The 26,698-nt window shown below is 35.9% G+C and carries 25 protein-coding genes and 1 pseudogene; 11 read left to right on the plus strand and 15 right to left on the minus strand.

The features are described from left to right. Position 1: 1 nt before the first annotated feature. A complete protein-coding gene (locus tag IPI31_03840; protein ID MBK7566935.1) occupies positions 2–961 on the minus strand; it encodes a hypothetical protein in 960 nt (319 codons plus the stop codon). A 193-nt stretch (positions 962–1,154) separates the two neighbouring features. Here IPI31_03840 and IPI31_03845 point away from each other — a divergent pair, with 193 nt between their 5' ends. The 3 genes and pseudogenes from IPI31_03845 (at position 1,155) to IPI31_03855 (ending at position 4,027) form a co-directional block, all read left to right on the plus strand. Then, the gene (locus IPI31_03845) at positions 1,155–1,823 is read left to right on the plus strand and encodes a hypothetical protein (protein MBK7566936.1); all 669 of its coding nucleotides are present in this window, start codon (positions 1,155–1,157) and stop codon (positions 1,821–1,823) included. A gap of 224 nt (positions 1,824–2,047) precedes the next feature. Further along, a pseudogene (locus IPI31_03850) lies at positions 2,048–2,653 on the plus strand (ferritin-like domain-containing protein). A gap of 171 nt (positions 2,654–2,824) precedes the next feature. Continuing rightward, the gene (locus tag IPI31_03855) at positions 2,825–4,027 is read left to right on the plus strand and encodes an FAD-binding oxidoreductase (protein ID MBK7566937.1); all 1,203 of its coding nucleotides are present in this window, start codon (positions 2,825–2,827) and stop codon (positions 4,025–4,027) included. A gap of 43 nt (positions 4,028–4,070) precedes the next feature. Here the strand turns inward: IPI31_03855 and IPI31_03860 are convergent, their stop codons facing one another. The 4 genes from IPI31_03860 to IPI31_03875 all read right to left on the minus strand — a co-directional run bounded on the left by IPI31_03860 (position 4,071) and on the right by IPI31_03875 (position 9,886). Further along, positions 4,071–4,580, minus strand: coding sequence for a hypothetical protein (locus IPI31_03860; protein MBK7566938.1), 510 nt, complete (start codon positions 4,578–4,580; stop codon positions 4,071–4,073). Then, entirely contained in the window at positions 4,577–5,101 is a 525-nt protein-coding gene (locus tag IPI31_03865) for a hypothetical protein (protein MBK7566939.1), read from the minus strand. The genes IPI31_03860 and IPI31_03865 overlap by 4 nt, the downstream gene beginning before the upstream one ends. 158 nt (positions 5,102–5,259) lie before the next feature. Further along, positions 5,260–7,440, minus strand: coding sequence for a T9SS type A sorting domain-containing protein (locus tag IPI31_03870; GenBank protein MBK7566940.1), 2,181 nt, complete (start codon positions 7,438–7,440; stop codon positions 5,260–5,262). A 253-nt stretch (positions 7,441–7,693) separates the two neighbouring features. Continuing rightward, the gene (locus tag IPI31_03875) at positions 7,694–9,886 is read right to left on the minus strand and encodes a T9SS type A sorting domain-containing protein (GenBank protein MBK7566941.1); all 2,193 of its coding nucleotides are present in this window, start codon (positions 9,884–9,886) and stop codon (positions 7,694–7,696) included. A gap of 167 nt (positions 9,887–10,053) precedes the next feature. Here IPI31_03875 and IPI31_03880 point away from each other — a divergent pair, with 167 nt between their 5' ends. Continuing rightward, a complete protein-coding gene (locus IPI31_03880; GenBank protein ID MBK7566942.1) occupies positions 10,054–11,493 on the plus strand; it encodes a hypothetical protein in 1,440 nt (479 codons plus the stop codon). On the opposite strand, the gene IPI31_03885 is transcribed toward IPI31_03880, so the two are convergent. Together IPI31_03885 and IPI31_03890 are read right to left on the minus strand one after the other, a co-directional pair. Beyond that, positions 11,494–12,279, minus strand: a complete 786-nt coding sequence (locus tag IPI31_03885; GenBank protein MBK7566943.1) for an ABC transporter permease — start codon at positions 12,277–12,279, stop codon at positions 11,494–11,496. 5 nt (positions 12,280–12,284) lie between these two features. Beyond that, the gene (locus tag IPI31_03890; GenBank protein ID MBK7566944.1) at positions 12,285–13,175 is read right to left on the minus strand and encodes an ABC transporter ATP-binding protein; all 891 of its coding nucleotides are present in this window, start codon (positions 13,173–13,175) and stop codon (positions 12,285–12,287) included. A gap of 473 nt (positions 13,176–13,648) precedes the next feature. On the opposite strand from IPI31_03890, the gene IPI31_03895 reads away from it, so the two are divergent. Both IPI31_03895 and IPI31_03900 read left to right on the plus strand, forming a co-directional pair. Next, positions 13,649–14,242, plus strand: a complete 594-nt coding sequence (locus IPI31_03895) for a ribonuclease HII (protein MBK7566945.1) — start codon at positions 13,649–13,651, stop codon at positions 14,240–14,242. A 30-nt stretch (positions 14,243–14,272) separates the two neighbouring features. Further along, positions 14,273–14,983 carry an outer membrane beta-barrel protein gene (locus tag IPI31_03900; GenBank protein MBK7566946.1) on the plus strand — a complete coding sequence of 237 codons (711 nt, stop codon included), beginning with the start codon at positions 14,273–14,275 and terminating at the stop codon, positions 14,981–14,983. Between the two features lie 66 nt (positions 14,984–15,049). On the opposite strand, the gene IPI31_03905 is transcribed toward IPI31_03900, so the two are convergent. From IPI31_03905 to IPI31_03915, 3 genes are all read right to left on the minus strand, one after another. Then, on the minus strand, positions 15,050–15,433 hold the full coding sequence (locus tag IPI31_03905; protein ID MBK7566947.1) for a DUF1311 domain-containing protein: 384 nt from the start codon (positions 15,431–15,433) through the stop codon (positions 15,050–15,052). 10 nt (positions 15,434–15,443) lie between these two features. Next, a complete protein-coding gene (locus tag IPI31_03910) occupies positions 15,444–15,827 on the minus strand; it encodes a RidA family protein (protein ID MBK7566948.1) in 384 nt (127 codons plus the stop codon). A 373-nt stretch (positions 15,828–16,200) separates the two neighbouring features. Then, the gene (locus IPI31_03915; GenBank protein MBK7566949.1) at positions 16,201–17,133 is read right to left on the minus strand and encodes a UDP-3-O-(3-hydroxymyristoyl)glucosamine N-acyltransferase; all 933 of its coding nucleotides are present in this window, start codon (positions 17,131–17,133) and stop codon (positions 16,201–16,203) included. Between the two features lie 145 nt (positions 17,134–17,278). Here IPI31_03915 and IPI31_03920 point away from each other — a divergent pair, with 145 nt between their 5' ends. The 4 genes from IPI31_03920 to IPI31_03935 all read left to right on the plus strand — a co-directional run bounded on the left by IPI31_03920 (position 17,279) and on the right by IPI31_03935 (position 21,372). Further along, complete coding sequence (locus IPI31_03920; protein ID MBK7566950.1) at positions 17,279–17,932, plus strand: T9SS type A sorting domain-containing protein; 654 nt, start codon at positions 17,279–17,281, stop codon at positions 17,930–17,932. Positions 17,933–17,969: 37 nt separating this feature from the next. Further along, positions 17,970–19,064 carry a glycine cleavage system aminomethyltransferase GcvT gene (gcvT, locus tag IPI31_03925; GenBank protein MBK7566951.1) on the plus strand — a complete coding sequence of 365 codons (1,095 nt, stop codon included), beginning with the start codon at positions 17,970–17,972 and terminating at the stop codon, positions 19,062–19,064. A gap of 35 nt (positions 19,065–19,099) precedes the next feature. Further along, entirely contained in the window at positions 19,100–19,828 is a 729-nt protein-coding gene (locus IPI31_03930; protein ID MBK7566952.1) for a 2-phosphosulfolactate phosphatase, read from the plus strand. Positions 19,829–19,929: 101 nt separating this feature from the next. After that, a complete protein-coding gene (locus tag IPI31_03935) occupies positions 19,930–21,372 on the plus strand; it encodes a T9SS type A sorting domain-containing protein (GenBank protein MBK7566953.1) in 1,443 nt (480 codons plus the stop codon). Positions 21,373–21,669: 297 nt separating this feature from the next. Here IPI31_03935 and IPI31_03940 read toward each other — a convergent pair whose 3' ends face one another. Beyond that, positions 21,670–22,674 carry an MFS transporter gene (locus tag IPI31_03940; protein ID MBK7566954.1) on the minus strand — a complete coding sequence of 335 codons (1,005 nt, stop codon included), beginning with the start codon at positions 22,672–22,674 and terminating at the stop codon, positions 21,670–21,672. Between the two features lie 499 nt (positions 22,675–23,173). Here IPI31_03940 and IPI31_03945 point away from each other — a divergent pair, with 499 nt between their 5' ends. Further along, the gene (locus IPI31_03945; protein MBK7566955.1) at positions 23,174–23,626 is read left to right on the plus strand and encodes a cytochrome c; all 453 of its coding nucleotides are present in this window, start codon (positions 23,174–23,176) and stop codon (positions 23,624–23,626) included. A 592-nt stretch (positions 23,627–24,218) separates the two neighbouring features. Here the strand turns inward: IPI31_03945 and IPI31_03950 are convergent. The 4 genes from IPI31_03950 to rsgA all read right to left on the minus strand — a co-directional run bounded on the left by IPI31_03950 (position 24,219) and on the right by rsgA (position 26,682). Further along, positions 24,219–24,545 (minus strand): nucleotide pyrophosphohydrolase, encoded by a 327-nt coding sequence (locus IPI31_03950; protein MBK7566956.1) that lies wholly within the window; start codon positions 24,543–24,545, stop codon positions 24,219–24,221. A 5-nt stretch (positions 24,546–24,550) separates the two neighbouring features. After that, entirely contained in the window at positions 24,551–25,177 is a 627-nt protein-coding gene (locus tag IPI31_03955; GenBank protein MBK7566957.1) for a hypothetical protein, read from the minus strand. Between the two features lie 75 nt (positions 25,178–25,252). Beyond that, on the minus strand, positions 25,253–25,705 hold the full coding sequence (locus IPI31_03960; protein MBK7566958.1) for a D-tyrosyl-tRNA(Tyr) deacylase: 453 nt from the start codon (positions 25,703–25,705) through the stop codon (positions 25,253–25,255). Positions 25,706–25,758: 53 nt separating this feature from the next. Continuing rightward, positions 25,759–26,682, minus strand: a complete 924-nt coding sequence (rsgA, locus tag IPI31_03965) for a ribosome small subunit-dependent GTPase A (protein ID MBK7566959.1) — start codon at positions 26,680–26,682, stop codon at positions 25,759–25,761. Positions 26,683–26,698: the final 16 nt, after the last annotated feature.

Genomic DNA, 26,698 nt, shown 5'->3' on the forward strand with positions numbered 1-26,698 from the left:
ATTAAATACCTCTTTTAATTAAATTATATGAATGTGCAATTCCTGTTATTTGATCAACAAGTGTGGGCGGAATTTCCATTACAACTTCCGGAAATAATTTAGTTTGAAATCCTTCGAAATCTTTTGCCCATTCTTTGTGATTATAAACACAAACCGGAAGACAAGCGGAACAATATTTATGTTTTGCAAAATAGGGAAAACATTTTCCGGTATCAACTTGATATCTGTCGTTGCCAAGATGATCTTTTCCTGCGGCGGGATTTCGTTCATCGGGAATAGCATTTGCAGGACAATATATTCGGCATGCTTTACAGTTATCACAAAATTTTGCAATACCGGCATCGATAGGTTTATCAATGCTGAGTTCCAAAGATGTAATAACACATCCCAACCTAAATAAAGGACCCATTTTAGGATGTATAATTGAGCCATGTCGACCCAATTCTCCAAAACCTGCTTTTAAAGCAAGAGGTATATGCATTACATCGCTGTCGCCGATAGGATGTTCCACTTTACATGCATAACCGAGACTTCTAACAAATTCTGCAAGAGCAATCACTACCTCTCCAAGAGCAAAATAAATTCGCAGACATTCAATTGCAGAATCATCAGAAGGAACAACCTGAAATTCACGCCAAAGCATACGCTGCGCAACAACGATAGCATATTTTTCTTCAATTTCCCGTCCTTTATAAATATCTGAAGCTTCGATTGGGGCTATACCACATTCATCTGCGCCTAATTCAAATGCTTTTTGTTTGATCAATGCAGTTGTTTCCTCAGGAGAATTAAATATTCTTTTTTCTGAATTTACCGGACCGTCAAAACGCGGATACTGATATATTTTGATCTCATTCAGTATCTCATCCACCCGATCAATATGTAGACTTCTTCCCCCAACACTTGCGTACCAAGTGTCCCATGCAAAAGCGGGCGGAGAATTTTCGGAGCCGATTAACATAATAATTGATTTCGAAGATAAGGAGAAAAGTATCATTTCTGAGCATCATCGAATAGTACTTTTCTTAAAATTGAAGAACCTGCAAAATTCGTTTTTTACATAAAATGCAAAGTTGGCATTAATTATACCTAGCTTACATCCTTGATGGAACACTTTTCATCATCACCACAAATTTTCACCATTATCTTTTATCATGTGTTTTTCAGAAACCGCGAGTTTTGGAGCAGCTGCTATACTTACAACAATTGGAGTTTTTACGCTTAAAAAGGTAGAAAAACCAAATCAAATACTATTTGCCTCCATTCCACTCATTTTTGCAGCACAACAATTTACGGAAGGATTTGTATGGATGTCGCTTTTACACCCAAAATACGCAGGTTTAGAATATATTTCCACCTTTTTATTTCTGTTTTTTGCGCAGGTATTATGGCCACTTTTTGTTCCGCTTTCTATGTTTATTATGGAGAAGACCAAATCGCGCAAAACAATATTAATGTCTTTTGCAATTTTGGGTATTGTAGTAGCATTATACCGATTTTATTGGTTGTTGGATGTGAATGTAGAAGCTAAGATCATAGAACAGCACATCACCTATAAATTTGATACAAGATCGGATTTTACGAAATTTTATTCTGTGGTTTATTTCCTGACCACAGTTACGTCTACATTTATTTCCAGTGGTAAAAAAATGAAAACATTGGGAATTGCCATCTTAATATCAGTAATAATCTCCCGAATTTTCTTTTATCATTATTTTATTTCTGTTTGGTGTTTTATGGCAGCCATTATAAGTGTATTCGTATACATCATTATAAAGGAGATGAACCGAAAAGAAAATTTAAAAACGGAAGTTACGGTTTAGTAAAATGCCATCTAAAATTGTTTAAATTTTCTCAGGAAAATAATTGTACAATTTGTAGAAAACATTCAACAGCAAATAAATAATTATTGTATTTTAATATCAAACTCTACCGAATTATCAGCGCATTAAATTTATGGCATATTATTTAAGGTAATTTGAATTCCATCTGCGGAGAGTATTCCGCAAATCAATTCAAAATTTCTTAACTAATAATTTAATTAAAAATGAATAATTCTAAAACAAAAACCGGCAGCATTGCAAAAGGCAAGGCTACCGAAAATGGTCGTGGTAAATCCACTAGTGCAAAAAAAACAGCGCAACCATCCTCTATGCAATCTTCACAGCTCATGAAACTCTTTGAAACGGAGCTAAAAGATATTTATTGGGCTGAAAAAGCATTGACTAAGGCAATACCTAAAATGATCAAAAAGGCTACTTCAGAAGAATTGATCGATGCACTTCAATCACATTTGGAGGAAACCATGGAACATGTTTCACGTGTGGAACAAGTATTTGAGCTAATAGAGAAAAAAGCTGTTGCAAAAAAGTGTGAATCAATGGATGGTTAATTAAAAGAAGCAGTAGAAATAATGGAAGAATGCGAGCAAGGTTCCATGCGTGATGCAGGAATAATTGCGGCAGGACAAAAGGTTGAACACTATGAAATTGCTACTTACGGAACACTTCGTCAGTTTGCAACAACCTTAGGTTTGACCGAAGCAGCTGAATTATTGGAATCAACTTTAGAAGAAGAAAAAATGGCTGATGAAAAATTAAGTGAAGTTGCCATGAGTGCAATTAACGTGGAAGCAAGTGAAGAAGAAGCTTAATTTATTTAAATAAGTGCAGTTTGATTAATAACTGCACTTATTCTTTATTTTCCCTGCATAATTATTTATGTTCGGGGAATTTATATTTTATATAAGTTCCTTAAATAATCTAATCTAATTTTACTGTCAGCATTAAATTGGTAAAAACATTCATATAAATTATTATTGTAAATGGACCTTCATTCCGGAATGCCTTTATGGTTGATAAACAGCGGACTACCCGCCACATACCCTAAATTAAGGGATTCCATTAAAACGGAAGTGGTAGTTATTGGTGGAGGAATATCAGGAGCATTAGCGGCGCATTTTTTAATGGAAGAAGGGATACCATGCGTTCTTGTTGATGGAAGAACAATAGGGTTTGGAAGCACCTGCAGCAGTACCTCCTTATTACAATACGAACTTGACATTCCCTTACATGAGCTTGCTGAACAAATTGGTATGGATAAGGCACAAAAAGCCTATACTTTATGTTCTCTGGCTATTGATACGCTGGAACGCATATCAACGGAAATTAACTTCCCACATTTTGAAAAAACCAATAGTTTATATTTTGCAGCGAATAAAAAAGATGTAACATTTATTAAAAAGGAATTTGAAGCAAGAAAAAACGCAGGGTTTAATGTCCAACTTTTAGATGTTGCTAAAATAAAAAATAGTTTCGATTTTAAGGCACCAATGGCAATTTTGTCGGAACAAGGTGCAACTACCGATGCATATTTATTTACACATGCATTACTTCAATATAATATTAATAAAGGATTATCCGTATTTGATAAAACCACAGTGGAAAAGATAAAATACACAAAAAATTCAGTCCAATTAATTACAGATAAAGGGTTTAATATTTCCGCTAAATACATTGTAAATGCCACGGGTTATGAAATAAAAGAATTTATTAAAAAGGGAATCGTACAATTACATTCCACCTTCGCATTCGCATCCGAACAAATACAATCACCATTTCCAGTCTGGAAAAACAAAACATTATTATGGAATACTGCCGATCCGTATTTATATATGCGATTGACAAACGATAATAGGGTGATTGTTGGTGGTAGAGATGAAATATTTTCTAATTCCGGTAGAAGGGATAAAATGATAGACAAAAAGACCAGGTTATTAAAAAATGATTTTTCTAAATTATTTCCCAAAATAGATATTATTCCTGAATACAGCTGGGCAGGAACATTTGGATCAACAAAAGATGCTCTTCCCTATATCGGTACCTATGCTAAAACTCCTCATACCTTTTATGCACTGGGTTTTGGCGGAAATGGAATTACCTTCAGCGTGATAGCAGCAGAAATTATTCGAGATATGATAAAGAAAAAACCGAATGGTAATAGTGCATTGTTTGCGTTTGACAGATGAGAATGCAGTATAATATATTTATTTGGCGAAACTCCGCAACACCTTACAATAAATTAACTCCTTCTATCAAATACCTCCATTTACCGGAAAGTTGTTTTTCTTTTTCCACCCAAACTTCCTCCTTTTTGTCGTAGTTAAAATCAAAACAATCAGGGACTGCCTGAAAATATAAAGTATGAAAATAATTATCGCCTAAGAGTCCAATGCGTTCACTTTTAATTGTAAATGAAAAACAACTATCTCCGCTCATATTTATATTCTCAAATAGTCCAGACTCAAAATATTTCGAGATCTTTCTGAGATCAGCATTTGATGAATCCAAAATATACATATTAAAATAATATGCATTTGCATTTATATAAATTTGCAGACTATCAGGTGATTTTTTTCTCACTTTCGCATTACATTGGTGAATGTATTCTATATTCTGAAGTAAAATTGTTTTTGCGATTTCAAATTGTGGCAGATCACCAATGATTTTTTGATCAATACTTGGCGTAGAGGGTTTGCACGAATAAAGAAAAAGCGACAAAACAATAAATAGCAATTTCATTTTTTTTCCTCCTCTATTTTAATATTGATTCGATGTAATTTATCCAACCTCAATGAATCTAAATTCAAGTTGTTTTTCATAAAGTAATCTTGGAAAAATTCAGCAATTTTTGGATTGGAAAAACTACCGATCACCTTATTAAAATATTTCGCCTCGCAATCATTTTGATCAAATGCACATCCCTCCTCATATGTTAGTAGTGTACGAAAACAATATATACGATTTTCTGTATGTCCATTAAGTGTTACGGTAGCATATTTACCCGTAGTATTATCAATATTTGTTCTTTCGGCGCTTGACAAGTATGAAAACAATTGTTTTACAGAATCTCTATCGATGATCCGGAAAGGAAACCTTTGACCTGCACTGTGATTATCCCTTGCATAGTATAATTCCCCGGAAAAGTAAATAACGTCTTCGTCATATATTTTGATATGTGTTCTGGTTTTTTGTGAAATAAGTAAGTAGATGGCATACCCAAATACAAAAAATATCAAAAAAAGAAATGTTTTTTTTACCATTTATTTCAATGTTAATTTCGCTCTATCCAATAAAGGTAATATTAATCCAACTTATGGAAAGGTTGGATCGCTTCGCTGCCAACCGTTTCCATAAGTTGGATTAAAAAAAACCGCATCGAGGAGCTGATGCGGTTTGGCAATTTGGCATTATGATAATTTTAAAAAATAGTAAGATTTTGAGATTCAATTTTTGAACCTGTATTAATTTCTATAAAATAATTTCCTGAGGTTAAGGTTGAAATATCAATTGCTGTTGTAGAATTTAATTGATTATTTAATTCAATTAATATACGACCGGTAACATCTGAAATTTTAATACTTTCAATTGTTTCCCCTGAATTATTTGCAATATAAACTACATCATTTGCAGGATTAGGATATAACGTAATATCAGAAACTTCACTTTCGTTAATCGCTGTATTTTCGTCCGCTTCCATTGTACGTGATTCGGAAATAACGGGAACAAGATCGCGGTTGATCTTAATTGCAGTTACATCGCTGAAAGAGAATGTGCTTTCAGATGCATCTGTTTTGCCGGTAATATTATCCACTACAACTATACTCAAAGTTCCTATCTGACCATTTCCTTCAATATTAACTCTGTCTTTTCTAACGATACTGTTTACAACAAGTTGTTCGTCGCCGAAATTTTTGTTAAGGCGCAAAGTTTCACCAACATTACCCATCCAGCCATCATCAAAACTTACCCTTGTGCTTGCAGCATCTATCACATCCGATTCGATATTAATTGTAAATGCGATACCATAAATTTCTTCTACCACGGTCATATCATCTCCCAACATAATTGGAATTTCATTTAAACCAATATGCAACATGTCGTCAGTTGGTGCAAAATAAAGAGGAGCATCACCTGCTTCTGTGCGCAAATTATTTAATGGGTGATCAAGACCTAAATTATTAATTACTGCAGTGGTATCATCATCATTAATTGTTCCGTTACCATCGCAATCGGTCCATTTTAGATCATTTAAAATATACCAGTAAACAGAATCCGGTTCCATCCAAGCTGCAGAAAGTTTTCCTGACCAATCAATAGTCATATCATCTCGTGAGTTTCCGGTTGCTCCGTAATTAATTCCAATTTCAAATAAGTCGGTTGCATTTGCATAACCATCATTATTTGCATCTCCCGGCCAAACACAATTAAAGATACATGGATCAAAAGTGCCATCGGGATTTGATTTTATTATAGTGAAACGCTGACTGAAATCCTCAATAAATTGTCTGCCGGCAATTAAATAACCACCATCTGGAGTATTTTCCACATCAAAAACTTCCATACCACTTGATATTCCCATTGCAGCTACAATTGGAATTGTTATCTCACCTGTTTCCACTCCGCTATTATCGGTTACCCAACCACTTGTGCTGTTATCGCCACCATCCTGAGTCCAAACAACATAATTATCCGTTCCAAGAGGTAAAGCCCAGGCGCCTTCTTCCCAATCGTATCCATGATTATAGGTATTCACCCATTCCAAAGTTCCGTCATTTGCTATTTTTCTAACAGTTCCGGAATAAAATCCCAAAATGTCGGAACCAGAGCCGCTTAATAATAAACCGCCATCAGAAGTTGTTTTTAAGCTATTGCTGTATCCATATTCCCAGGATAAAACGAAATCATATACACCTGTCCACTCCAAATTAAGATCGCTATCGAATTTATATACAAGCTTTTTATTTCCACTTCCTGTAGCATAGGCAAAACCACCATCGTCGGTAGCTACCATTCCTGTTTCCTTATATTCCCAGTAACTCCATGCCCAACCACCTGTAGTATCAGGAGCGATTGTAAAATTGGAAAGATTATTACCTGAAGCATCAAATTCATAGAAATTATGATAGAAATCGGTTAGTCCACCAGTTATAATTCTGCCATCTGTTAGTTGCACGGCTTGTCCGCCATACATATAATAAGTTCCTATGAAAGCCGAATTTTCCCATAATACATTTCCGTCTCCATCAACCTTATATAAGCCGGGAGCGTAAGAATCTGTTGCGCCATAAATAACCGCACCGCCATCAGCAGTTGGTAAAGCATTCATAGCTGTAACATAAAGCCATGGTAACCCCGCCGGAGTCATCCCCCATTGTTTTTCGCCATCGCTATTGAGTTTTACAACATAATTTGGAGTAACATCCATTAATCCCGGGTCATCACCACCGTATCCAACGGCCCAAATATTTCCATCAGGAGCAACAGCAACATCCTGAGCCCAATGCCCAATCTGTCCAAAGCCCCAGGTTTGTGCGCTCATACTGTTTGAAAATAGAATTGCCATTAAACAAATGGCGAAAGGAGTAGTTATTTTATTCATAAGTATCTAAGTTTATCGGAGACAATTATACAACTACAAATATCTGAATACCCAAGTGAATACAAAAGAACAAAAAAAACGTGTTATAGCGAATAAATCTGATTTGAATTTAACCTAACTTATTATATTTCAACGGTTTAAATACGGAATATTGGCAAGATTATAGAAAAAAGCAGATCCCGGTCTTTTGGACCGGGATCTTTTTGAGTCTCCGAAACTCAAATACTCTGATAATTGAAGCTGTAAACTGTAATTATTTTATGATCATTAATTTTTGTGTGAACACATTTCCTTCAGAAATTACTTCCACCAAATATTGTCCTGCAGGCAATTCATTCACATCAAAATAATTTAATTCAGAAATGGTATTTTTTAATTCCATTAATTTATTTCCTGTGATATTAAATATGGAAATATTTTCAACGGAATTATTTGTTTGTAAATAAAAATAATTTGAAGTTGGGTTAGGAGAGATGGTAAAAACTATATTATTTAATTCATTAATTGCTGTAGGATTTGTTTCTGTTGACGAAACTCCCACAACAGATAAATCTTCTCCTTCCAAATTAATTGCGCGAATATTTTCAAAACTATATTCTATATCTTCCGCTTCACCTTTACCTGCAATATTATCAATAACAACAAAACTTAATGTTCCAATTTCACCGTAACCTGAAGCATTGGTATTATCAGTTCTTACAGCGCCGCCATCAGCATTCAGATCAATACCATTATTTTTTGTTAGTTGTAAATAATTATCTGCATCCAACATCCATGAATCATTAAAATTAATTTTTATGGAACCGGGTTCGATATTTTCACCATCAACAACAACATTAAAACGTATACCATAAATTTCCTCCACCATATTTACAGCATCACCTAAAACAATTGGAATGGTATTTAATCCGATTGTTGCAGAACCATCTGTAACAAAACTTAATGGAATATCACCGGCATCCGTTCTTAAAGTATTTACTGCGTGATCAAAGGAATAATTAATTGAAACTGCAGTAGTGTCATCAGCATTTATTATTCCATCGCCATTACAATCGGTGTATTTATGATTTGTGCCGTCGGGTAAAGCTGTTGCCCATTCTTCAGCATTTTGTCCGGTCCAATCAATTGTAGCACCTGCTCTTGAAGCGCCCGTTGCAGCATATCCCAAACCAATTGCAAGCAGATCATCCATATCGGTTAAACCACTGTTGTCGGCATCACCCGGCCAAACACAATTAAATATACATTCAGGTAAATTTTCCAGATCGTCGCTGGCAATTATTGTGAAATAAGATGGAAGTCCAATTTCCCAGAAAGTACCACCAACTATATAACCATCGTTATATGGTTTGATAACTTCTAAAGTATTATAAGGTGCGTAATTAATTGTTTTTGCAGCGGTTTCCGGATCATACCATTCAGGTATTGTTACAATTTCCATATAATCTCCGGGGGAATCACCATAACTGTCTCCACTGAAGTTATATCGTATCATTCTTAATTCTGAACCCACGGTTGTAAGTCCATATCCGGTTGAATTATAAAGAGCTCCTGGAAATGAATTTGAACCATAAAAGGTTCCGCCATAATCCACTAAACAAATATAAGGGCTCCAAACATCTCCAAAAAAGCCACCCGTATTTTGGGAACCAACAACATAGTAACCGAAACCTCCGGTAATAACTTCAATTTGCATAGGATAGGCTACTCCAGTGGCACCGCATAATTGCGACATTTCCAAAGTAAATGAAGAAGAAAATCTTGCGAGTGCTGCTGGCAAACTATCAGTGCAAACAAAATTAAATGCTATAAGTGAATTTCCACCCGGGTCACTTGTAATATCGCAAGCAGTACCAATAATACAACCCGGCATCACTTCATTATAATCGACAGTTGTTGTAGAAATAAGAGCACCAGTAGCATTATCAACTGTATAAAAATATACTTTCTTTTCTACGTCGCGTGGTGCAACAACTGCGATATTATCATCGGGCAATTGATATGCATAAACCTGACTACCGGAATTTTCAGGTAGAAGGTCTGACCAGGCCTCGCTTGACCAAACAAGGTTTCCCGAAGCGTCGGTTTTAATGATCCAGGGTCTGTAACCATCAGCCAAAATGGAAGAAAGTAAAAATCCACCGTCGGAAGGTACCGGAGCAATACGTTCGGTAATTTCTATGGTTCCCGGGTGATCAAAAGAATTTTCCCAAAGCACATTGCCGGAAAGGTCATGTTTAACAACATAAACTTCTCCTTCAAAAATATCTATCAATCCAATTTCTCCCAACGAAACCGAACCTGTTGCGTCAACATAAATGTCTTTTGCGCTTGCGCCCATCCAGGTAGGTGTGCCCTGTTTGGCATAAGACCAGCTCTGTGCCTGTAAATTGCCGCAGAATAAAACAGCACCGAGGAAGGAAATAACGGTAAAAAAAGTTTTCATATACGATAAAGTTAATGGTTATAAAATTCAGTATTGCAAAGATTAACATAGCATGGTTGTATAGAAAATACAATTTAGCTACTTTTATAGCTAATTATCATGATCGATAAATATGTAACTAATTGTTTATCAATAGTTTAATAATTACATAATCCCAATATATAGGCATGGCACTACCTAAAGTAATTACCATTTATAAAGCTTTAAGTGGGCGGGAGCAGGAGCTTTTTGCCGATTTTGTGCGTAGTCCCTACAATAACAAACGAAAAAAGATCTTATTGTTGCTCGATATTGTAGAAAATGCCTTTAAAAACGAGGCAACCGGGGCCTGGGATAAATCTGCCGCGCATAAATTGATATTCGGTAATGAGGAAGCCGATGAATTTCAGATAAATAATTTATTAAGCGACTTGTATAAATTATTGGAAAAATATCTTGCTTGGAAACAATTTGAAAAACATCAGGACAGAAAAGATGTATTGGTGATTGAAAATCTGATGGAAACGGCGATAACCGAAAATGCAGGAAAAATAATAAGAAGAAAAACGCAGAGTGAAGAAAGTACGGATGCAGTTTCCAATTTTAAATTATATCAATTAGCAGATCAATATTATTTTCAATTATCGAGAAAGGGAGATAATACCCATTTAATAAAAAGTCAGGAAGCGCTGGATATTTATTATTTGAGTAATCAATTAAAGATATGGTGCGAATTAATGAACCGGTCGAATATTCTTGCACTGCAGTACGACAATATTAAATTTGATCGTTTCATTCAATTTTTGGAAAATAATTTAAAGGATTACTCTCATTATCCTACGGTGAGTATTTATTATCCTATATTACAATGGTTGAAAGATCCGAATAGTGATGGATGGTATGAGGGTTTCCGGGAAAAATTGTTTTTGCATATTAAAGAATTTCCGGAAAATGAAGCGAAGGATATTGTTGCGTATATTCAGAATTATTGTGTAAAAAGAATTAATCAGGGAAGAAATGAATTTTTAAAGGAGTGGTTTGAGATAGCACAATTTATGTTGCCTTTGAATTTATTAAACGACAATAAATATATTTCGGAGTGGACCTATAAAAATATTATAACGGTTGGTGTGCGCTTACACGCATTTGAATGGACAGAAAATTTTATTCACGGATATTATAACAAACTTGCACCGGAACAGCGCGATAATGCCTATCAATATAATCTTGCTGTTTATTATTATGAGAAACAGGATTTTGATAAAGCCATGCAATTATTAAATCGTGTAAATTTTACCGATCCGAATTATTATCTGGATGCAAAAAGTATTTTGTTAAAAATATTTTACGATCATCAGGAATTCGAAGCATTATTATCGCTGAAAGATACCGTGAAAATTTATTTGCTGCGCGATAAACAATTGAGTAAAAGTCAGCGTGCTTTGTATAAAAATTTATTCAACAACACGATCAAACTCTACAAACTGCGCATAAATAAGGGCATGGTAAATGAAGAAAAATGGGCTAAATTATTTACTGCCTTGCGCCAGGAGGTAGACTCCACAACCATTTTGGCCAATAAACAATGGCTGCAATTAAAGATAGCGGAAGTTACGGAAATGCGTTGATCAGAGGTCGCGTTTTTTGATGATGAGCCAGGTGCAAAGGCAAAATATAACAGCATACCCAAACCCTACTCCCAATGCGAGTGCTGTTGGTGCGGCAGCCGGTGCATCCATGCCTCCACTCATAACATGGTCGATCGGAAACGGAACAAGTTTTAAAAAGTAAGTTGCTACAGGCATATAATCTCCGAATCCATCTGGAAAAATTGCTTCGCGCAGAATTACATCTATAGGAAATAAAAAGAGAAGGAAAATTATAACGGCAAGTCCGGTTCTTTTAAACAGTGTTCCAAATAAAAATCCCATCGACATTAATCCCAGTGATTGTACAAAATAGGCAATAACAAATCCGCTGTGTCCAAACATATCCGATCTTGTTTCCGGTGTGGAATAAATTGTTCCGGCAACCAATCCGCTTAAAAATAAAATGAGGGTAGATATTACAGAAAGTAAAACAACCAATAATATCTTACCTACTACGGTTTCTTTGCGCTGCAATCCATCAATTACGTTTTGGCGAAGTGTGCGATAGGTATATTCATTTCCTGTGACAAATATTACCAATATTGCAAGAATGATATTAAAATAACAGGCATATAAAGTATAGTAATTCCAAATATTGGGAAATCCTAAAACTTTATCGGAGGTTAAACCTTCGTTCTCACTTCCACCGAGATTTTTTCCTGCAAGTAAAACAAGCACCATTAATAATAAATATATAATAAACAGAATTTTAAAGGTTCTGTACGGAAGTAATTTCGATAATTCAATTTGTAATAATCGTAACATAGATATTATTCGGCGGTTAATTCTAAAAATTGTTCTTCAAGACGTTTTTTGCGGGCATTTAAATGACTCACTGCAATATTATTATCGTGCAGATATTTATTTAATGCAGCAGGAGAAAAATCGGAAGCAACATTTAATACCACAATATTATTTTCGCGGTTTAATTTATTGATACCGCGATAATTATTGAGAGAGGAAATTAATAACTCCATATTTTCTGCAGATATCTCCAATTGATCTTCTCCTTTAATTAGTTGCGCAACCGATCCTTCGGCGAGTAGATTACCTTTTTTAATTACGCTGACGTGCGTACAAACCTTTTCCACTTCATCGAGTATATGACTTGCAATAATGATGGTTCTTCCGCCGGCGGATTGTTTTGTAATAAAATCGCGCACCTCGGCAATTCCCTGAGGGTCGAGACCATTTGTGGGCTCATCCAAAACCAATACATCGGGATTTCCCAATAATGCAGAAGCAAGAGCAAGTCGCTGGCGCATACCCAAAGAATAAGTTTTAGCGGCACTTTTTTTCCTGTCGAGCAGGTTTACTGAACTCAAAACCCCTTCAATTTCACTTTCATCCACACCTTTTATCCTTGCAACAACACGTAAGTTTTGTTCTCCGGACAAGTAAGGATAAAAATTGGGTTGTTCTAATAAAGCGCCGATTCTATGTCGGTTCTCATCCTTATTCCCATTGTCGAACCAGGAAAAATTACCCGAACTCGGGTGAATTATTCCGAGCAACATGCCAAGTGTGGTGGTCTTTCCGCTTCCGTTTGGTCCAAGTATACCGTAAACGGCACCTTTTTCAACCCGCAGATTCAATCCATTCACCGCCTTTATAGGGCCATAATGTTTTTTGAGATCGCTGGTGGATAATATTACTTCCAAGATTTTAAGTTTGAGGGTAAAAGTAAGGGAAAATCGTGAATCGTGAATCGTCAATCGTGAGTCCGGCTTGCACACCTGCGCCGTGGTTTGGTGTTTTTCACCAACCACAGGAGGGCGAAGAGAAAGTATGATTCAGAAATCTTTATAAAAGGAGAGAGGAGGGAGGAGAAAGGAGTTTAAATTTCTGGCGAAATTTTATTGGACGCGTGAATCGTGAGTCGTGAACCGTGAATCGTGAGTCCGGCTTGCCTTGCCCGCCGTGGTTGTGTGTTCACAAAAGGGGATTGATCCACTTTTTGTTTGTAATACCACGGACTAAAGTCCGTTCTAAACCATATAAAATATCCTCAATCCTTAATTATCTCAACTTGATCTAAATTTTTTTATCCTTTCTAATCCGCCAAATCTGTGTCATCCGCGTTTCTTTTTTCCTTAAATTTGACATTGAAAATAGACCAAGAAACCAAAACTCTGTGCTGGAACCATTTTATCAAAATGTTTTAATTGAAGCCGGCTGCGATGAAGCGGGGCGCGGATGCCTTGCGGGACCTGTGGTTGCGGCTGCTGTTATTTTGCCAAAAGATTTTTTTCATCCTTTGTTAAATGATTCAAAGCAGTTGTCGGAGGCGAACAGAAATTTGCTGGAACCGATAATTAAAGAAAATGCAATTGAGTGGAAAATAGGAATTTGTGATAACCACGAAATAGATAAAATAAATATTTTAAAGGCATCATTTAAAGCTATGCATAAGGCATTAGATCAATTTTTAATAAGGCCGGAGCATTTAATTATTGATGGAAATCGATTTAATAAATATAAAAAAATTCCGCATACCTGCATTATTCAGGGTGATGGAAAATATATGTCGATAGCAGCGGCAAGTATTCTTGCAAAAACATATCGCGATAAATTAATGTCTGATCTGCACGATCAATTACCACACTATAACTGGAAACAAAACAAAGGATATCCCACCAAAGAACACCGAAGAGCAATTATGGATTTTGGGGATACGAATTATCATAGAAAAACTTTTCGTTTGTTGGCTGAGCCGGAGTTGTTTTGAAATATTTCAGATAAAAGGTATATTTGATAAATGAAAGCGCTACTACTTCTCCTGTTAGTATTCACTTCTTTTGGCATGTTTGGTCAAATGAAGATCTCCTATGGTCCGGAGTTAGGCGTAAACATGTCGGGCATTCCAATAGTAAAGGAACATACAGCTGATGGAGTTTATGTTACAGAAACCAAAAACCTCCCGGTAATTTCTCCCGTTATTGGATTTTATGGCGAGATCCAATTTGGAAAACATTTTTTAATTAGCTCTGATCTCAGCTACAAAAAAGTTGGATATACTGATAATATAGTAAGGTACAGAGATTATACTCCTGAGATTACAAATGAAACATATGTAGAACAAAAATTTGATGTTGTATCTGTTCCTATAATGTTAGGTTACAATTTTTATCTTGGTTCCACACAATTTCAAATTAAGGCCGGATATAAATTTAATTATTTCTTTAATGGAATTAATATTAAAAAAGATAATTATGATGAAATGATCTTGACTAAAACGGATCCTTTTAGCTCGAAAGATTATTTTGCACCGGCATTACATCTAAATAATCAGGGTTCTTTATCATTAGGCATGAATATTAAAGAGAAATGGAATTTAAGTTTATTCAGCTCACTTGGATTTGATATTCAATATTATAAATTTAATTATTATAACTGGTGTATTGTTTACTCAGACAATTATAATAATTTCGACCTTGGATTGAATTTAAAATATAATCTGGGAAAATAGCACCAGAACAATCTATTGCCTCACTTCCATAATTTCCGTATAAAAAGACCTTAATTGTAATGCCCGCTATCTCACAATTTCCATCGTGTGATAATTGGCAGAAACGCGATACATAGAACCTTCCAGATTTTCAGAATACAATCCTATAAAAGATATATCAGCATCGCGCATTGTTATCCAGGCTTTTTGTGCAGTTTTTAGTTTTTCCTTTTCTTCTTCCGTTAAAACGGTCATCAATAATTTATAATATTTATTGAGTTCAACATCCCATGCAGCGTACGCAGTATCGATGCACTGTATCATACCATATGTTGTTTGATTTTCGCCGGTGGCGAGACAATCGGTAAGATTAATATCGATTGTTGTGGTGTCGGAATAGAATTGTGCTTTTGAAGTTTTATAAGTAATTAAAATAGCGGTACAAATTAGAAGTAAGTTTTTTATTTTCATGATAATAATTTTATTCTATCACCGCATCCACCTCGATCTCAATCAAATATTCCGGCGCAATTAATTTAGAAACTTCCACCATTGTAGTGCAAGGTCTTATTGTACCAAATACCTCCCCATGTGCCTTTCCATATTCCTCCCAGCGCGAAATATCCGTAACAAATAATCGTGTTCTTACAACATCATTTAATGAAGCTCCACATTGTTGTAAAACCTGTTCTATTTTCTGTAAAATAAATTGTGTTTGCAAATAAGCAGAATCACCACCAACCAAATTATTATCAGCATCAACAGCAACAGTGCCGGTAACAAATACCTGATTATTCACTTTTACAGCCCGGGAATATCCAACGATATCTTCCCATTTTGCTCCGGAGGAAACTTTTAAACGCATGCGTTGATGTACTAATTAAAAATGATGTACCAATGTACCGATGAACAGCCAGCGTTAACGTTATAAGTGTGCTTATAATTATAATGCTGAGCAGTAATTTATAATGTACCAATTAAATAAATGTACCGATGTACCAATTAACAGCCAGCGTTAACGTCATATTTGTGCTTATAATTTTGACACTGAGTATTAATATCCAATGGTACAAATTTAATGAAATAATTTAGGAAGTCATTAAGCTTCCACCTCCGGCTGCGAACATTTGGTAATTTGTTAGTCTGGTAATTTGGTAATTTATAGTCGGTAGGAAGTCAATCCTTATCATGTTACATTAATGCCGGCTGTTCCATTGGTACATTCTCACATTGGTACATTATTTTCTCATTTTTTCCCAAATCTCCACCATATTCTTCCCCGCAACTAATTCTTTCATTTTTTTTCTCGCTTCATCTGCCGGGGAACCGAAATAGGTTTTTCCTTTTTCGAGTTGCATGCCTACACCGCTTTGAGCGAGGACAGTAACGTTGTCTTCGATAATAAGATCTTTGCTGATGCCAACTTGTCCCCAGAGAATTACGTTGTTACCAATGGTCGTTTTTCCTCCTATCATTACACCTCCCGCAAACAAACACATTTTTCCTACAACAACTCCGTGACCAATATGTATATGATTATCCATTTTAGTTCCTTCCCCAATTATGGTATCACCACTTACGCCGCGATCAATGGTTACACAAGCACCAATTTCCACATCGTTGTGCAAAATAGTTCTTCCGCAACTTATCATTTTATCGAAATGTGTTTTCCTGTTCTTAAAATAAAATGCATCGGCACCTATCACCGTATTTGCGTGAATAATTACATTATCTCCAATAATGGTATTATCATAAATAACAACATTGGGATGCAGGATACAATTTTTTCCGATTATACAATTGTTGCCGATATATACCCCGGGAAATAATAAAGTTCCTTCCCCCACAACAGCATTTTCCGCAACATTTTTTAACGAGGGATTAAATGGTGAAAAATGTTTAACCAATTTTACATAATCTCGAAATGGATCGTCTGAAAATAATAATCCTTTTCCTTCGGGAACATCAACTTCTTTATTTATAATGATAAATGTAGCGGCACTCTTTAATGCCTTGTCGTAATATTTTGCAAAGTCAACAAAGGTCAGATCCCCATTAACAACTTTATGTATTTCATTAATTCCGGTAATTATATCAGAGCCGTTTCCCGCAAAGCGGCAGTTGAGAAAAGCGGCACAATCCTGCAGGGAAATAGGGTCTTTTAATTGCATAACGCAAAGGTAAGTATGTTCATTTTAATTTATATTTACTCATGTTGGGTAAAATTTTCTATAATCTGATCTGCATAGTTGAGCTTTAACCCCTTAAAATGCGGGGAGGTATAACTTTTGAGTCGTAACAGGTAAAAGTAAGATTATGAAAAGTATATACCTAATTTTCTGTTGCCTGTTATTTACCGGCATTACGAATGCTCAGACCAATGTCTCTAAATTGAACGAAACAGATGCTGTGTGCACTGCTGTGGAAGAGTTTTCTGCAATAAACCAAACAAATAACAGCGCCGACATTGTTTGGACGGCAAGTCCCACTGCAATTTCCTATGAAATCAGTTATCGTTTGCTAACAGATACTATAATTTATGCTGTAAGTGTTGCAGATGAGACTCTTGCAAGCTTGTATTCACTGGATTCCTGTTCAGGATATGAATTTTACATCACTGCGGTTTGTGCCGATTTTTCGGAAATTGAATCTTTGCACGACACCTTTTATACACGTTGTGATACAATGAATATCGGTATCAATTCTCAAGATTTTGAATCGCAATTATTGTTTTACCCCAATCCTACAACAGGTGTAGTAAGCGTAAATTTAACAGAACCTGTTTATGGCGATCTAATTTTAAAGATCTACAATAATGCAGGAATAATTCAAGAAGAAAAAAAATATGTGCTAAACGGGGAAAGCCGATTGGTAAATATGAATGATCTTAATTTACAATCGGGAATAAATTATTTCACTTTATTGTATAACGGCAAAGTTAAAACAGCGCAAATAGTGGTATACAGATAGGCAAAGGTTATATTATTAATCCTTAAATTTGCGCCCGATGAAACAAACTGCTCTTACTCAACTGCATAAGGATCTCGGGGCCAAAATGGCGGAGTTTGCGGGTTATGAAATGCCTATTGTTTATACAAGCCAGGTGGAAGAACACAACAGGGTGCGCAACTCAGTTGGTGTATTTGATGTGAGCCATATGGGTGAATTTGTGCTGAAAGGCGCAGGAGCAGCGGCTTTGATTCAAAAAGTAACTTCTAATGATGTTTATGCTTTGAGTCCGGGAAAGGCTCAATATAGCTGTCTTCCAAACGAAAACGGCGGAATTGTGGACGATCTTTTAGTGTATCATCTGGAGGATGGCAATTACATGCTTGTGGTAAATGCGGGAAATATTGACAAAGACTGGAACCACATTGTGAAATACAACACTGACGGTGTTGATATGGTGAATATCTCTGATGATACCAGTTTATTGGCAGTTCAGGGTCCAAAAGCATTGGAAACACTGCAAAAACTTACCGATGTGAACCTTTCGGAAATTGCTTATTACACTTTCACAAAACACAAATTTGCCGGAATTGGCAATGTAATTATATCTGCAACGGGTTATACCGGTGCTGGAGGATTTGAGATCTATTTTCCAAAAGAACACTCTCTGGAAATATGGAATAAAATATTTGAAGCGGGAAAAGAATTTGATATTCAACCTATCGGTCTCGCAGCAAGAGATACTTTGCGACTGGAAATGGGTTTTTGTCTGTATGGAAACGATATTGATGATACCACATCGCCACTGGAAGCAGGATTAGGTTGGATAACCAAAATGAAGGCAACAAACAACGATTTTGTAGGAAAAGATAAGATCGCTGCCGGAAAAGAAGCAGGTTTAACGCGTAAGCTTGTTGGATTTGAAATGGTGGACAGAGGAATTCCCCGTCATGATTATCCGATTGTTGATGAAAATAACAATGTGATCGGAAAGGTAACTTCAGGCACTCAGAGCCCGAGTTTAAATAAAGCAATTGGCTTAGGATATGTAACTTTAGAAAAATCTACCCCGGATTCCGAAATTTTTATAGATATTCGCCAAAAACCTGTGAAAGCCAAGGTGGTAAAGATTCCATTTTTGACTAATAATTGATCGGCAAACTCGTGAAAACGATATTTGCTTAAAATATGGCAAACACACAAAACGACACAAGGCCCATAGTTGAAGTATGTCTTACTCCGGCTTTATGGTATCAACACGACCCTACAGATAAGAATGTGGTGGTGATCGATATTATTCGCGCAACTTCTACCATTGCTTCTGCTATACATCACGGCGTTAAAAAAATGATCCCGGTGCAAACCGTGGAGGAGGCAAATACCTATTTACAAAAAGGTTATTTGGTTGCAGGTGAAAGAGATGGAGTTAAAATTCCGCATTTTCATTTCGGAAATTCTCCTTTTGAATTTATGGGGGATGAGGTGAAGGGAAAAGAAATTATTCATACCACCACCAACGGAACCCGATGTGTGTTGATGAGTAAAGGTGCTAAAAATATTGTTGCAGGAAGTTTTGTAAATCAGGAAGCAATATTTGATTGGATAAGAAAAGAAAAACGCAATACCATTTTATTTTGTGCCGGATGGAAAGATCATTATGTAATGGATGATGCTCTTTTTGCAGGTGCAGTTGTTCGCGAACTTGCAGAAGAATACCGCATTATCGACGACTCCACCCTAAGCACTAAATTATTATACCGCTACGTGCGCGAAAATATGTTGCGCACCATAAAACAGGCCACACACTTTAAACGATTAGCTCGCCTCGGCATAGAAAACGATATTAAATTCTGCATGAGTAATCCGGAATACGATGTGGTTCCGATATTTGATGGGGAAGGGTTTGTGAGGTTGTGAGGTATTTAACTATCGAAACAATTTAATCTTGTATCAAGTTTGACTTGTTACAATCCGGGAATATTATAAATAATTACTATCTTTAGTATAACACTCCATTCATGAAACAACTTTTATTACTTCTTTTATTATTCCCACTCTTTGCTAATGCACAAGATTGGGCATTATTTCCGTATGGGCAAAGGTCATTTTATTATTCCGGCGATTCAACATATCTTTTGGAATTAAAGCAGGATTCAACGGTACTAATTGGAGAAACACAACATCTTTATTTTAATCAAAAGGCGCCTGATTCTGATCTCCAAAATTGTTTCGATGCATTCGAGGATATTGATTTCGAAACTCTTGAATTGCAGTGGTCGAGTGATTCAATCTTATTTTACGATTACTATTACAGTGAAACACCATTTTATATTTTATTAAATAAACCGGTTGGCACATCCTGGGTAATTTCTAATTCTTATGCAGGGTCGGCTTGGGAGGAGGTAATAATTACGTATGACTCCTCAAATACAGAAAATGTTTTTACAAATATTGACAGTGTGAAATATTTTTCTTTTTCGGTGGATGGTGGAGCTGCGGGCGAATTTTCTATAGATAAAGTTATTTTCAAATTGAGTAAGTCTTTCGGCCTGCTGGAGTATATCCCTTTTTCAAGATTTTTAAGTCCAACGGATTGTGAAACTTGTTATAAAACACATAAATTGGTTGGATATATTTTACCGACCGACACAGCAGGTATTATTATTCCCAAATGGTCTGATTATTTTAACTATCAACCGGGAGATGTATTAAAATGGTATTGGACAAGCGATTATTCTGGAACTGAAGGTTATTGGATGGATACAATTATTTCAATGGAAAAAAATACAGATTCTATTGTAGTTACTTTTACCCGAGCGGGAGTTTTAAATAAATATATTTATTACAGGGAGGCATTAGAATATTGTTTGCAAGCACCTAATAATTCCATAATTTATGCACCCCGTTCACCCCATGAAAGTTCATTTATTGATTCGTATGTTTTTATTGTTGGTGAAATTGACTACATATCAATTGTGCAAAACTATAGCCCTTTTTTATATTCACAGCAGCGAACCCTAAGCTCAAAATATTTGCAGGACACCTTATCTTGTTTTATTGATGGCCCTATAGACGGAGCAGAAGGATTTACGTTTGATACATATAGAGGATTGACAGGTGAATTTGATGACTCCTATTTTGGCCTAGAAAGCACTTATTTGATTGGTTCAATTATTGGCGGAATTGTTTGGGGAGATGTTTCACCGGTCAATATTATAGATGCCTTACCTCAAAATAAATTATTAAATTTTTATCCCAATCCGGCATCAAAAGAAATTTCAATTAATGCAGCATTGGAAGGGAATTATAATTATCATATCTATTCCATAAACGGTCAAACATTAGGCTCAGGAAAACTTAAGGATAATTCTATAAACATAGAAGCATTAAATTCCGGAGTATTTATTCTGGAATTGGAAAATGAAAAAGAAATTTTAATGGGTAGATTTATTAAATTGTAAGATTGGATATATTTTATTAGTCTGGTAATTTGTCCGCCGCGGCGGATTGTTTCCTACCAGGAGGTTAAACCACTCATTGTTTCATTAATGCCGGCTGTTCCATTTGCTAATAGACCGAAGGTCTGACTGCTAATTTGCTAATTAAATGATATATGCTCCGGTGTTGCATTTATCATTTTGGAAGTCCAATTCCTTCCAACCTAATCGCAGTCCGGCTGTTCCCGTCGAAAGCCGGGCAGGCATCGGTATCCGTCAAAAGCCGGACAGGCATTGGTACATCTAAACATCGGTACATCCCTAATAATTGAACGTCTTCAACGCTTTCGATTTTAAAGCAGTAAATCCAACCACCAATAAAGTTACACTTCCACCAAAAATAACACTTGGTACCAATCCCATAATTCGCGCGGCAACTCCGCTTTCAAAGGCACCTAATTCGTTGCTGCTTCCAATGAACATAGTGTTAACCGCACTCACTCTTCCGCGCATGGAATCGGGCGTGAGCAATTGAATAATATTTCCTCTTATGATCACGCTTATACTATCAAAAGCTCCGTTGAGAAATAATAAAAAGAGGGATAAATAAAAACTGGTGGAAATTCCGAATAAAATAATGGTAATTCCAAAACCACCTACGGCGTATAATAAAGTTATTCCTACTTTTCCGGGCATTTTATTTAATGTAATATATGTCATCGTTACCACAGCACCCAGGGATGGCATGGCGCGCAAAATTCCCAAGCCTTGTGGCCCACAATGTAAAATGGTATCGGCAAATACGGGTAACATGGCAACAGCTCCACCAAATAAAACAGAGAACATATCTAAACTGAGTGCACTCAGAATAATTTTATTTTTAAAAACAAATTGTAGCCCTTCTTTTAATCTTCCATAAATTGGTTCTGTATTATTTTTTTGAACTATAGGTTTTGATTTTATAAAACTCATCATCACTGTTCCGAGAATAATGCAAACTAAAATTGTGCACATGGAAAATGTCATTCCAAATCCCGCATAAATAAAACCACCTAATGCGGGACCAATAATTGCACTCATTTGCCATACGGTAGAACTCATCGTAGATGCTTTGATAAGCATTACATCTTTTATTTTTTTTGATTCTCCATCTCTTAATTCCTCTTCATCAATATTGTCGAGAATTCTCGGATCAACAATGTTTTTTTGAGCATCTTCATATCCTTTGTTTCCGGTACCTGTATTTACGATCTGAGAAATAAATGCAGTTGCAGTCGGACCATAAAAACCTCGGGCAAGTCCCGTTGTAAAAATGCAGAGATACATCAGATTTACCGTTATGGTATCGCTGTTGAGTTCGCGCATGTATTGAGAGGTAAAAATCGTCAATCCGAGAGAGGATAGAAACATTCCGATCATTGCGGCGATCAAAATATTGCGTTTGTTGCCAATGTCCGCTAAATGACCTGCATAAAGCGCTATACTGATAGCCGGAATTGCTTCTGCCAGACCAATTAACCCTAACGAAAGGGGATCTTTTGTAATGGAATAGATCTCCCACCCAGCAACTATATACTGAATCAAAAAGCCAAAAGTGATGAAGACCCGCATACTCAGAAAGTAGCGGAATTCTTTATTTTGGAGTGGAGATGCCGTGGTCAAATATATTTAAGCCTTATATGAATATGCAAGTGTAAAGGTATATGCCAAAACATGTATTAGAAAATAATTTATTTGATAATAATGGGTGGCAAACCCATATTAAAAGATGAGCTTATTGAAGGTTCTTTAGTAATTTTGTCTCTTGACCACAAAACCCACTGCCATGGACCCGAAAAAACTTCAATCGGTGCAAAATCTTGCGGTAACCACGCTCATAATTTTATTAATTTTTTCCGGAGGTTTTTTATGGGGCGAATTTAAGAAGGTGAGTAAACTGGATCTTGATGATAGCACTTTAAATGCCGTTTTGATTGATGGAGGACCGATTTATACAACAGGAAATACAGAGGTCGGCAAAAAACTATTTCAATCTAAATGTCAGCGTTGTCATCTTTTGGATAGAAAAATGACAGGTCCGGCCTTAATGAACATAAAAACAAGATGGAGCGATTCCACTCATTTATATGCCTGGATAAAAAACTCGCAATCATTTTTAACAACAGGTGATAAATATGCAAATGATCTTTTCAGAGAATACAATAGTATCATGCCTGCATTTCCTGAATTAACGGAAGAGGAGATAAGGGAGATATTATATTATGTGGATCCGGAGTGAATTTTTTCTCGCAAGATTGGAATGTAGAATTGATTAACATTTATTCATTTATTTATTGGCTGTTTATTCGCGGTTACTTTGCGTTCTTTGCGCCTTCGCGGCTATTTTTTTTCACGGAAATATATCGTTTTGATATACTTCATGTCAAACATCAAAAATTAATAAATATTGTTTTTTTAGGCCACTAAGACGCTAAGAACGCGAAGGTACGCGAATGCAGAATAGGTTAAAACAAATTTATATTGGCTATTTCTTTGCCTTTGCAGCTTTGCGCGATATTTTTTTATTTTTTCACGCAAAGCCACAAAGCTGGTTGGGTTAAAAAATGGATCAAAATAAATATATTTATTGGCTGTTTATTCGCGGTTACCTTGCGTTCTTTGCGCCTTCGCGGCTATTTTTTTTCACGGAAATATATCGTTTTGATATACTTCATGTCAAACATCGAGAATTAATAATTATTGTTTTTTTAGGCCACCAAGGCGCGAAGAACGCGAAGGTACGCGAATGCAGAATAGGTTAAAGCAAATTTATATTGGCTGTTTCTTTGTCTTTGGGTGCTCTATTATTTTATTTTTTTCATATGTGTTCATCACTTTAACTTTTCATTATTTAAATGTCTATCACCATCCCGATTAGTTTTCTTCTCTAAATTTTTTTCAAGTGCTTCAGTAAGGTTAACTCCTGTTTGATTTGCTATACAAATTAAAACAAATAAAACATCCGCCAATTCATCGCCGAGATCTTTATCGGTATCTGAATTTTTAAAGGATTGTTCGCCGTATTTACGGGCAATTATTCTGGCAACCTCCCCAACTTCTTCGGTGAGCATGGCCATGTTCGTAAGCTCATTAAAATATCTAACACCGGTGGTTGTTATCCATTTATCTACGGTTTGTTGGGCTTGCTCGATGGTCATGATATTTATTTTATTAGTTCCGGTTTTGTTTTAATGGTATCTTTTGCACGGAGACTTGCATCGTAATTTTTAAAATCGTTTACGATAAGTGTATCATCAGGATGTTCGTATGCATTAACTACTTTTTCTGTGTAAACCTTATCGTGTTTATGGGTTCCGAATAAACTGTAAATTCCATAATTACCGGCCACCAATAATGCAACGGCAATAAAAATGGATAATAGTGAACGGAAAAAAAGCGGTTGAATTAATTGCTGAAATGTTTCTTTATCCTCGGGTTTTAATTTTTTGTAATATAAATATATAAACATCATCAAACCAATTCCTGATGAAATACTAACCGTTAATAATTCTTTATCCATTTGAATTAATAGGGTGCGACACATTACTGCAATAACCGTAATGGAGACAGACCATAATCCGAATAAATACATTAATCGCATAATACGGCCCACTCTTAATTTATCTAAAAAAACAAGAATTCCTGATGCCAGATAATAAAAGGAAAGGGATGCAAAAAATATCATACTTATTCTTTCTCCGTAATTGCGCATGTTGGGTTTGAGGAAAAGAAATAATATCGTTAGAACGATGAGGATGTATTCGAAATATTTTGAAAAGAACTTCTTCATATGGGGTTTTGCCACGAAGACACTAAGGACACGAAGGGGTCACGAAGGTCGGAATGGTGGGTTTATTATTTTTATTTATTCTTTATTTTTTGTGTCAATTATTATTGTTACAGGGCCATCGTTAATTAATTCTATTTGCATATCTGCGCCAAATACTCCGGTTTGAATTGGTGCGGGAATTAATTTTTGGATGGATGAAATAAAACTTTCATACAAAGGTATAGCAATATCCGGTTTTGCGCTGCGAATGAAGGATGGGCGGTTTCCTTTTTTGGTGGAAGCGAAGAGGGTGAACTGACTAACAACCATAATTTCGCCTTTAACATCAATCACACTCAGATTCATCAGGTCGTTTTCATCGGCAAATATTCGCAATTGGGCTATTTTTTGGGACAACCAGGTAATGTCCTCCTGTGTATCGGATTCTTCTATCCCTAAAAGAATTAATAAACCATGTGCAATAGAGGAATGGGTTTTTTCCTCTATTGAAACGGTTGCTTTTTTTACTCTTTGGATTACTGCTTTCATGATTCATCCCCCAACCCCCTTCTAAGGGGGCACTCCCCCGAGGGGGAGAGTCGTTAATATTTTTTATTCCCTTTTAATTCTTCATAAAACGTTAAATAACTGATATATCGGGTTGGGGCAATTTCGCCGGCTTCTAATGCTTCGGTTATTGCGCAACCTTTTTCGTTGATGTGTAAACAATCGTTGAATTTACAATTGTGCATGCGACTTCTGATTTCGGGAAAATAATGTCCGAGTTCGTTGGGTTCCACGTCGAGTAAACCAAATTCTTTAATTCCGGGGGTATCTATTATACTTCCACCGAAGGGCAAAGGATACATGCGTGCAAAGGTTGTGGTGTGCAATCCTTTTTCGGTATAAGCTGAAATTTCTCCAACCCTTAAATTGAGTTCAGGAGCTATACAATTTACGAGAGATGATTTTCCTACTCCCGAATGTCCGCAAATTAAAGAGGTTTTATTTTGCAGGAAATTTTTTAATTGTTCGGTGTTTTCATTTTTTGTAACGGAAGTGGAAAAAGAAATAATATTTAATTCGTTGTAAGTAAACATTAATTCTTTTAATAAATTTTCTTCTTTTTCTTTTATTATGAGATCGTGTTTATTAAAAACAACTGCTGCGGGAATATCGTATAAAAATGCCGTCAATAAAATTCTATCGATAAATCCGTGGGAAGTTCTTGGTTGTGCAAGTGATGCAATAATTACACATTGATCGATATTACTTGCAATTATATGTTTGTATTCTTTTTTATTTGGCGCAGAGCGAATAATATAATTTCTGCGCAGGTGAATATTATTGATATTTCCTTCTCCACCCGCCTCTTCAAAATCTACAACATCTCCAACTGCAATTGGGTTGGTTTGTTTTTTATCTTCCAGACGAAATTTTCCCTTTATGCGGCAAATTATAATCTCCCCTGAAGGAATTAATACCTCATAAAAACTTCCGGTACTTTGAATTACTGTCCCCGTCATGCAAAAAATAATGTGT

The organism is Bacteroidota bacterium (genome assembly GCA_016706865.1).
In the GTDB taxonomy this organism is placed as follows: domain Bacteria; phylum Bacteroidota; class Bacteroidia; order Chitinophagales; family BACL12; genus UBA7236.

What these genes read in the sequence shown, in the direction of transcription:
- IPI31_03840 (MBK7566935.1), bottom strand. Translation starts at nt 961, where the DNA reads ATGTTAATCGGCTCCGAAAATTCTCCGCCCGCTTTTGCATGGGACACT.
- IPI31_03845 (MBK7566936.1), top strand. Translation starts at nt 1,155, where the DNA reads ATGTGTTTTTCAGAAACCGCGAGTTTTGGAGCAGCTGCTATACTTACA.
- IPI31_03855 (MBK7566937.1), top strand. Translation starts at nt 2,825, where the DNA reads ATGGACCTTCATTCCGGAATGCCTTTATGGTTGATAAACAGCGGACTA.
- IPI31_03860 (MBK7566938.1), bottom strand. Translation starts at nt 4,580, where the DNA reads ATGAAATTGCTATTTATTGTTTTGTCGCTTTTTCTTTATTCGTGCAAA.
- IPI31_03865 (MBK7566939.1), bottom strand. Translation starts at nt 5,101, where the DNA reads ATGGTAAAAAAAACATTTCTTTTTTTGATATTTTTTGTATTTGGGTAT.
- IPI31_03870 (MBK7566940.1), bottom strand. Translation starts at nt 7,440, where the DNA reads ATGAATAAAATAACTACTCCTTTCGCCATTTGTTTAATGGCAATTCTA.
- IPI31_03875 (MBK7566941.1), bottom strand. Translation starts at nt 9,886, where the DNA reads ATGAAAACTTTTTTTACCGTTATTTCCTTCCTCGGTGCTGTTTTATTC.
- IPI31_03880 (MBK7566942.1), top strand. Translation starts at nt 10,054, where the DNA reads ATGGCACTACCTAAAGTAATTACCATTTATAAAGCTTTAAGTGGGCGG.
- IPI31_03885 (MBK7566943.1), bottom strand. Translation starts at nt 12,279, where the DNA reads ATGTTACGATTATTACAAATTGAATTATCGAAATTACTTCCGTACAGA.
- IPI31_03900 (MBK7566946.1), top strand. Translation starts at nt 14,273, where the DNA reads ATGAAAGCGCTACTACTTCTCCTGTTAGTATTCACTTCTTTTGGCATG.
- IPI31_03905 (MBK7566947.1), bottom strand. Translation starts at nt 15,433, where the DNA reads ATGAAAATAAAAAACTTACTTCTAATTTGTACCGCTATTTTAATTACT.
- IPI31_03910 (MBK7566948.1), bottom strand. Translation starts at nt 15,827, where the DNA reads ATGCGTTTAAAAGTTTCCTCCGGAGCAAAATGGGAAGATATCGTTGGA.
- IPI31_03915 (MBK7566949.1), bottom strand. Translation starts at nt 17,133, where the DNA reads ATGCAATTAAAAGACCCTATTTCCCTGCAGGATTGTGCCGCTTTTCTC.
- IPI31_03920 (MBK7566950.1), top strand. Translation starts at nt 17,279, where the DNA reads ATGAAAAGTATATACCTAATTTTCTGTTGCCTGTTATTTACCGGCATT.
- gcvT (MBK7566951.1), top strand. Translation starts at nt 17,970, where the DNA reads ATGAAACAAACTGCTCTTACTCAACTGCATAAGGATCTCGGGGCCAAA.
- IPI31_03930 (MBK7566952.1), top strand. Translation starts at nt 19,100, where the DNA reads ATGGCAAACACACAAAACGACACAAGGCCCATAGTTGAAGTATGTCTT.
- IPI31_03935 (MBK7566953.1), top strand. Translation starts at nt 19,930, where the DNA reads ATGAAACAACTTTTATTACTTCTTTTATTATTCCCACTCTTTGCTAAT.
- IPI31_03940 (MBK7566954.1), bottom strand. Translation starts at nt 22,674, where the DNA reads ATGTATCTCTGCATTTTTACAACGGGACTTGCCCGAGGTTTTTATGGT.
- IPI31_03945 (MBK7566955.1), top strand. Translation starts at nt 23,174, where the DNA reads ATGGACCCGAAAAAACTTCAATCGGTGCAAAATCTTGCGGTAACCACG.
- IPI31_03950 (MBK7566956.1), bottom strand. Translation starts at nt 24,545, where the DNA reads ATGACCATCGAGCAAGCCCAACAAACCGTAGATAAATGGATAACAACC.
- IPI31_03955 (MBK7566957.1), bottom strand. Translation starts at nt 25,177, where the DNA reads ATGAAGAAGTTCTTTTCAAAATATTTCGAATACATCCTCATCGTTCTA.
- IPI31_03960 (MBK7566958.1), bottom strand. Translation starts at nt 25,705, where the DNA reads ATGAAAGCAGTAATCCAAAGAGTAAAAAAAGCAACCGTTTCAATAGAG.
- rsgA (MBK7566959.1), bottom strand. Translation starts at nt 26,682, where the DNA reads ATGACGGGGACAGTAATTCAAAGTACCGGAAGTTTTTATGAGGTATTA.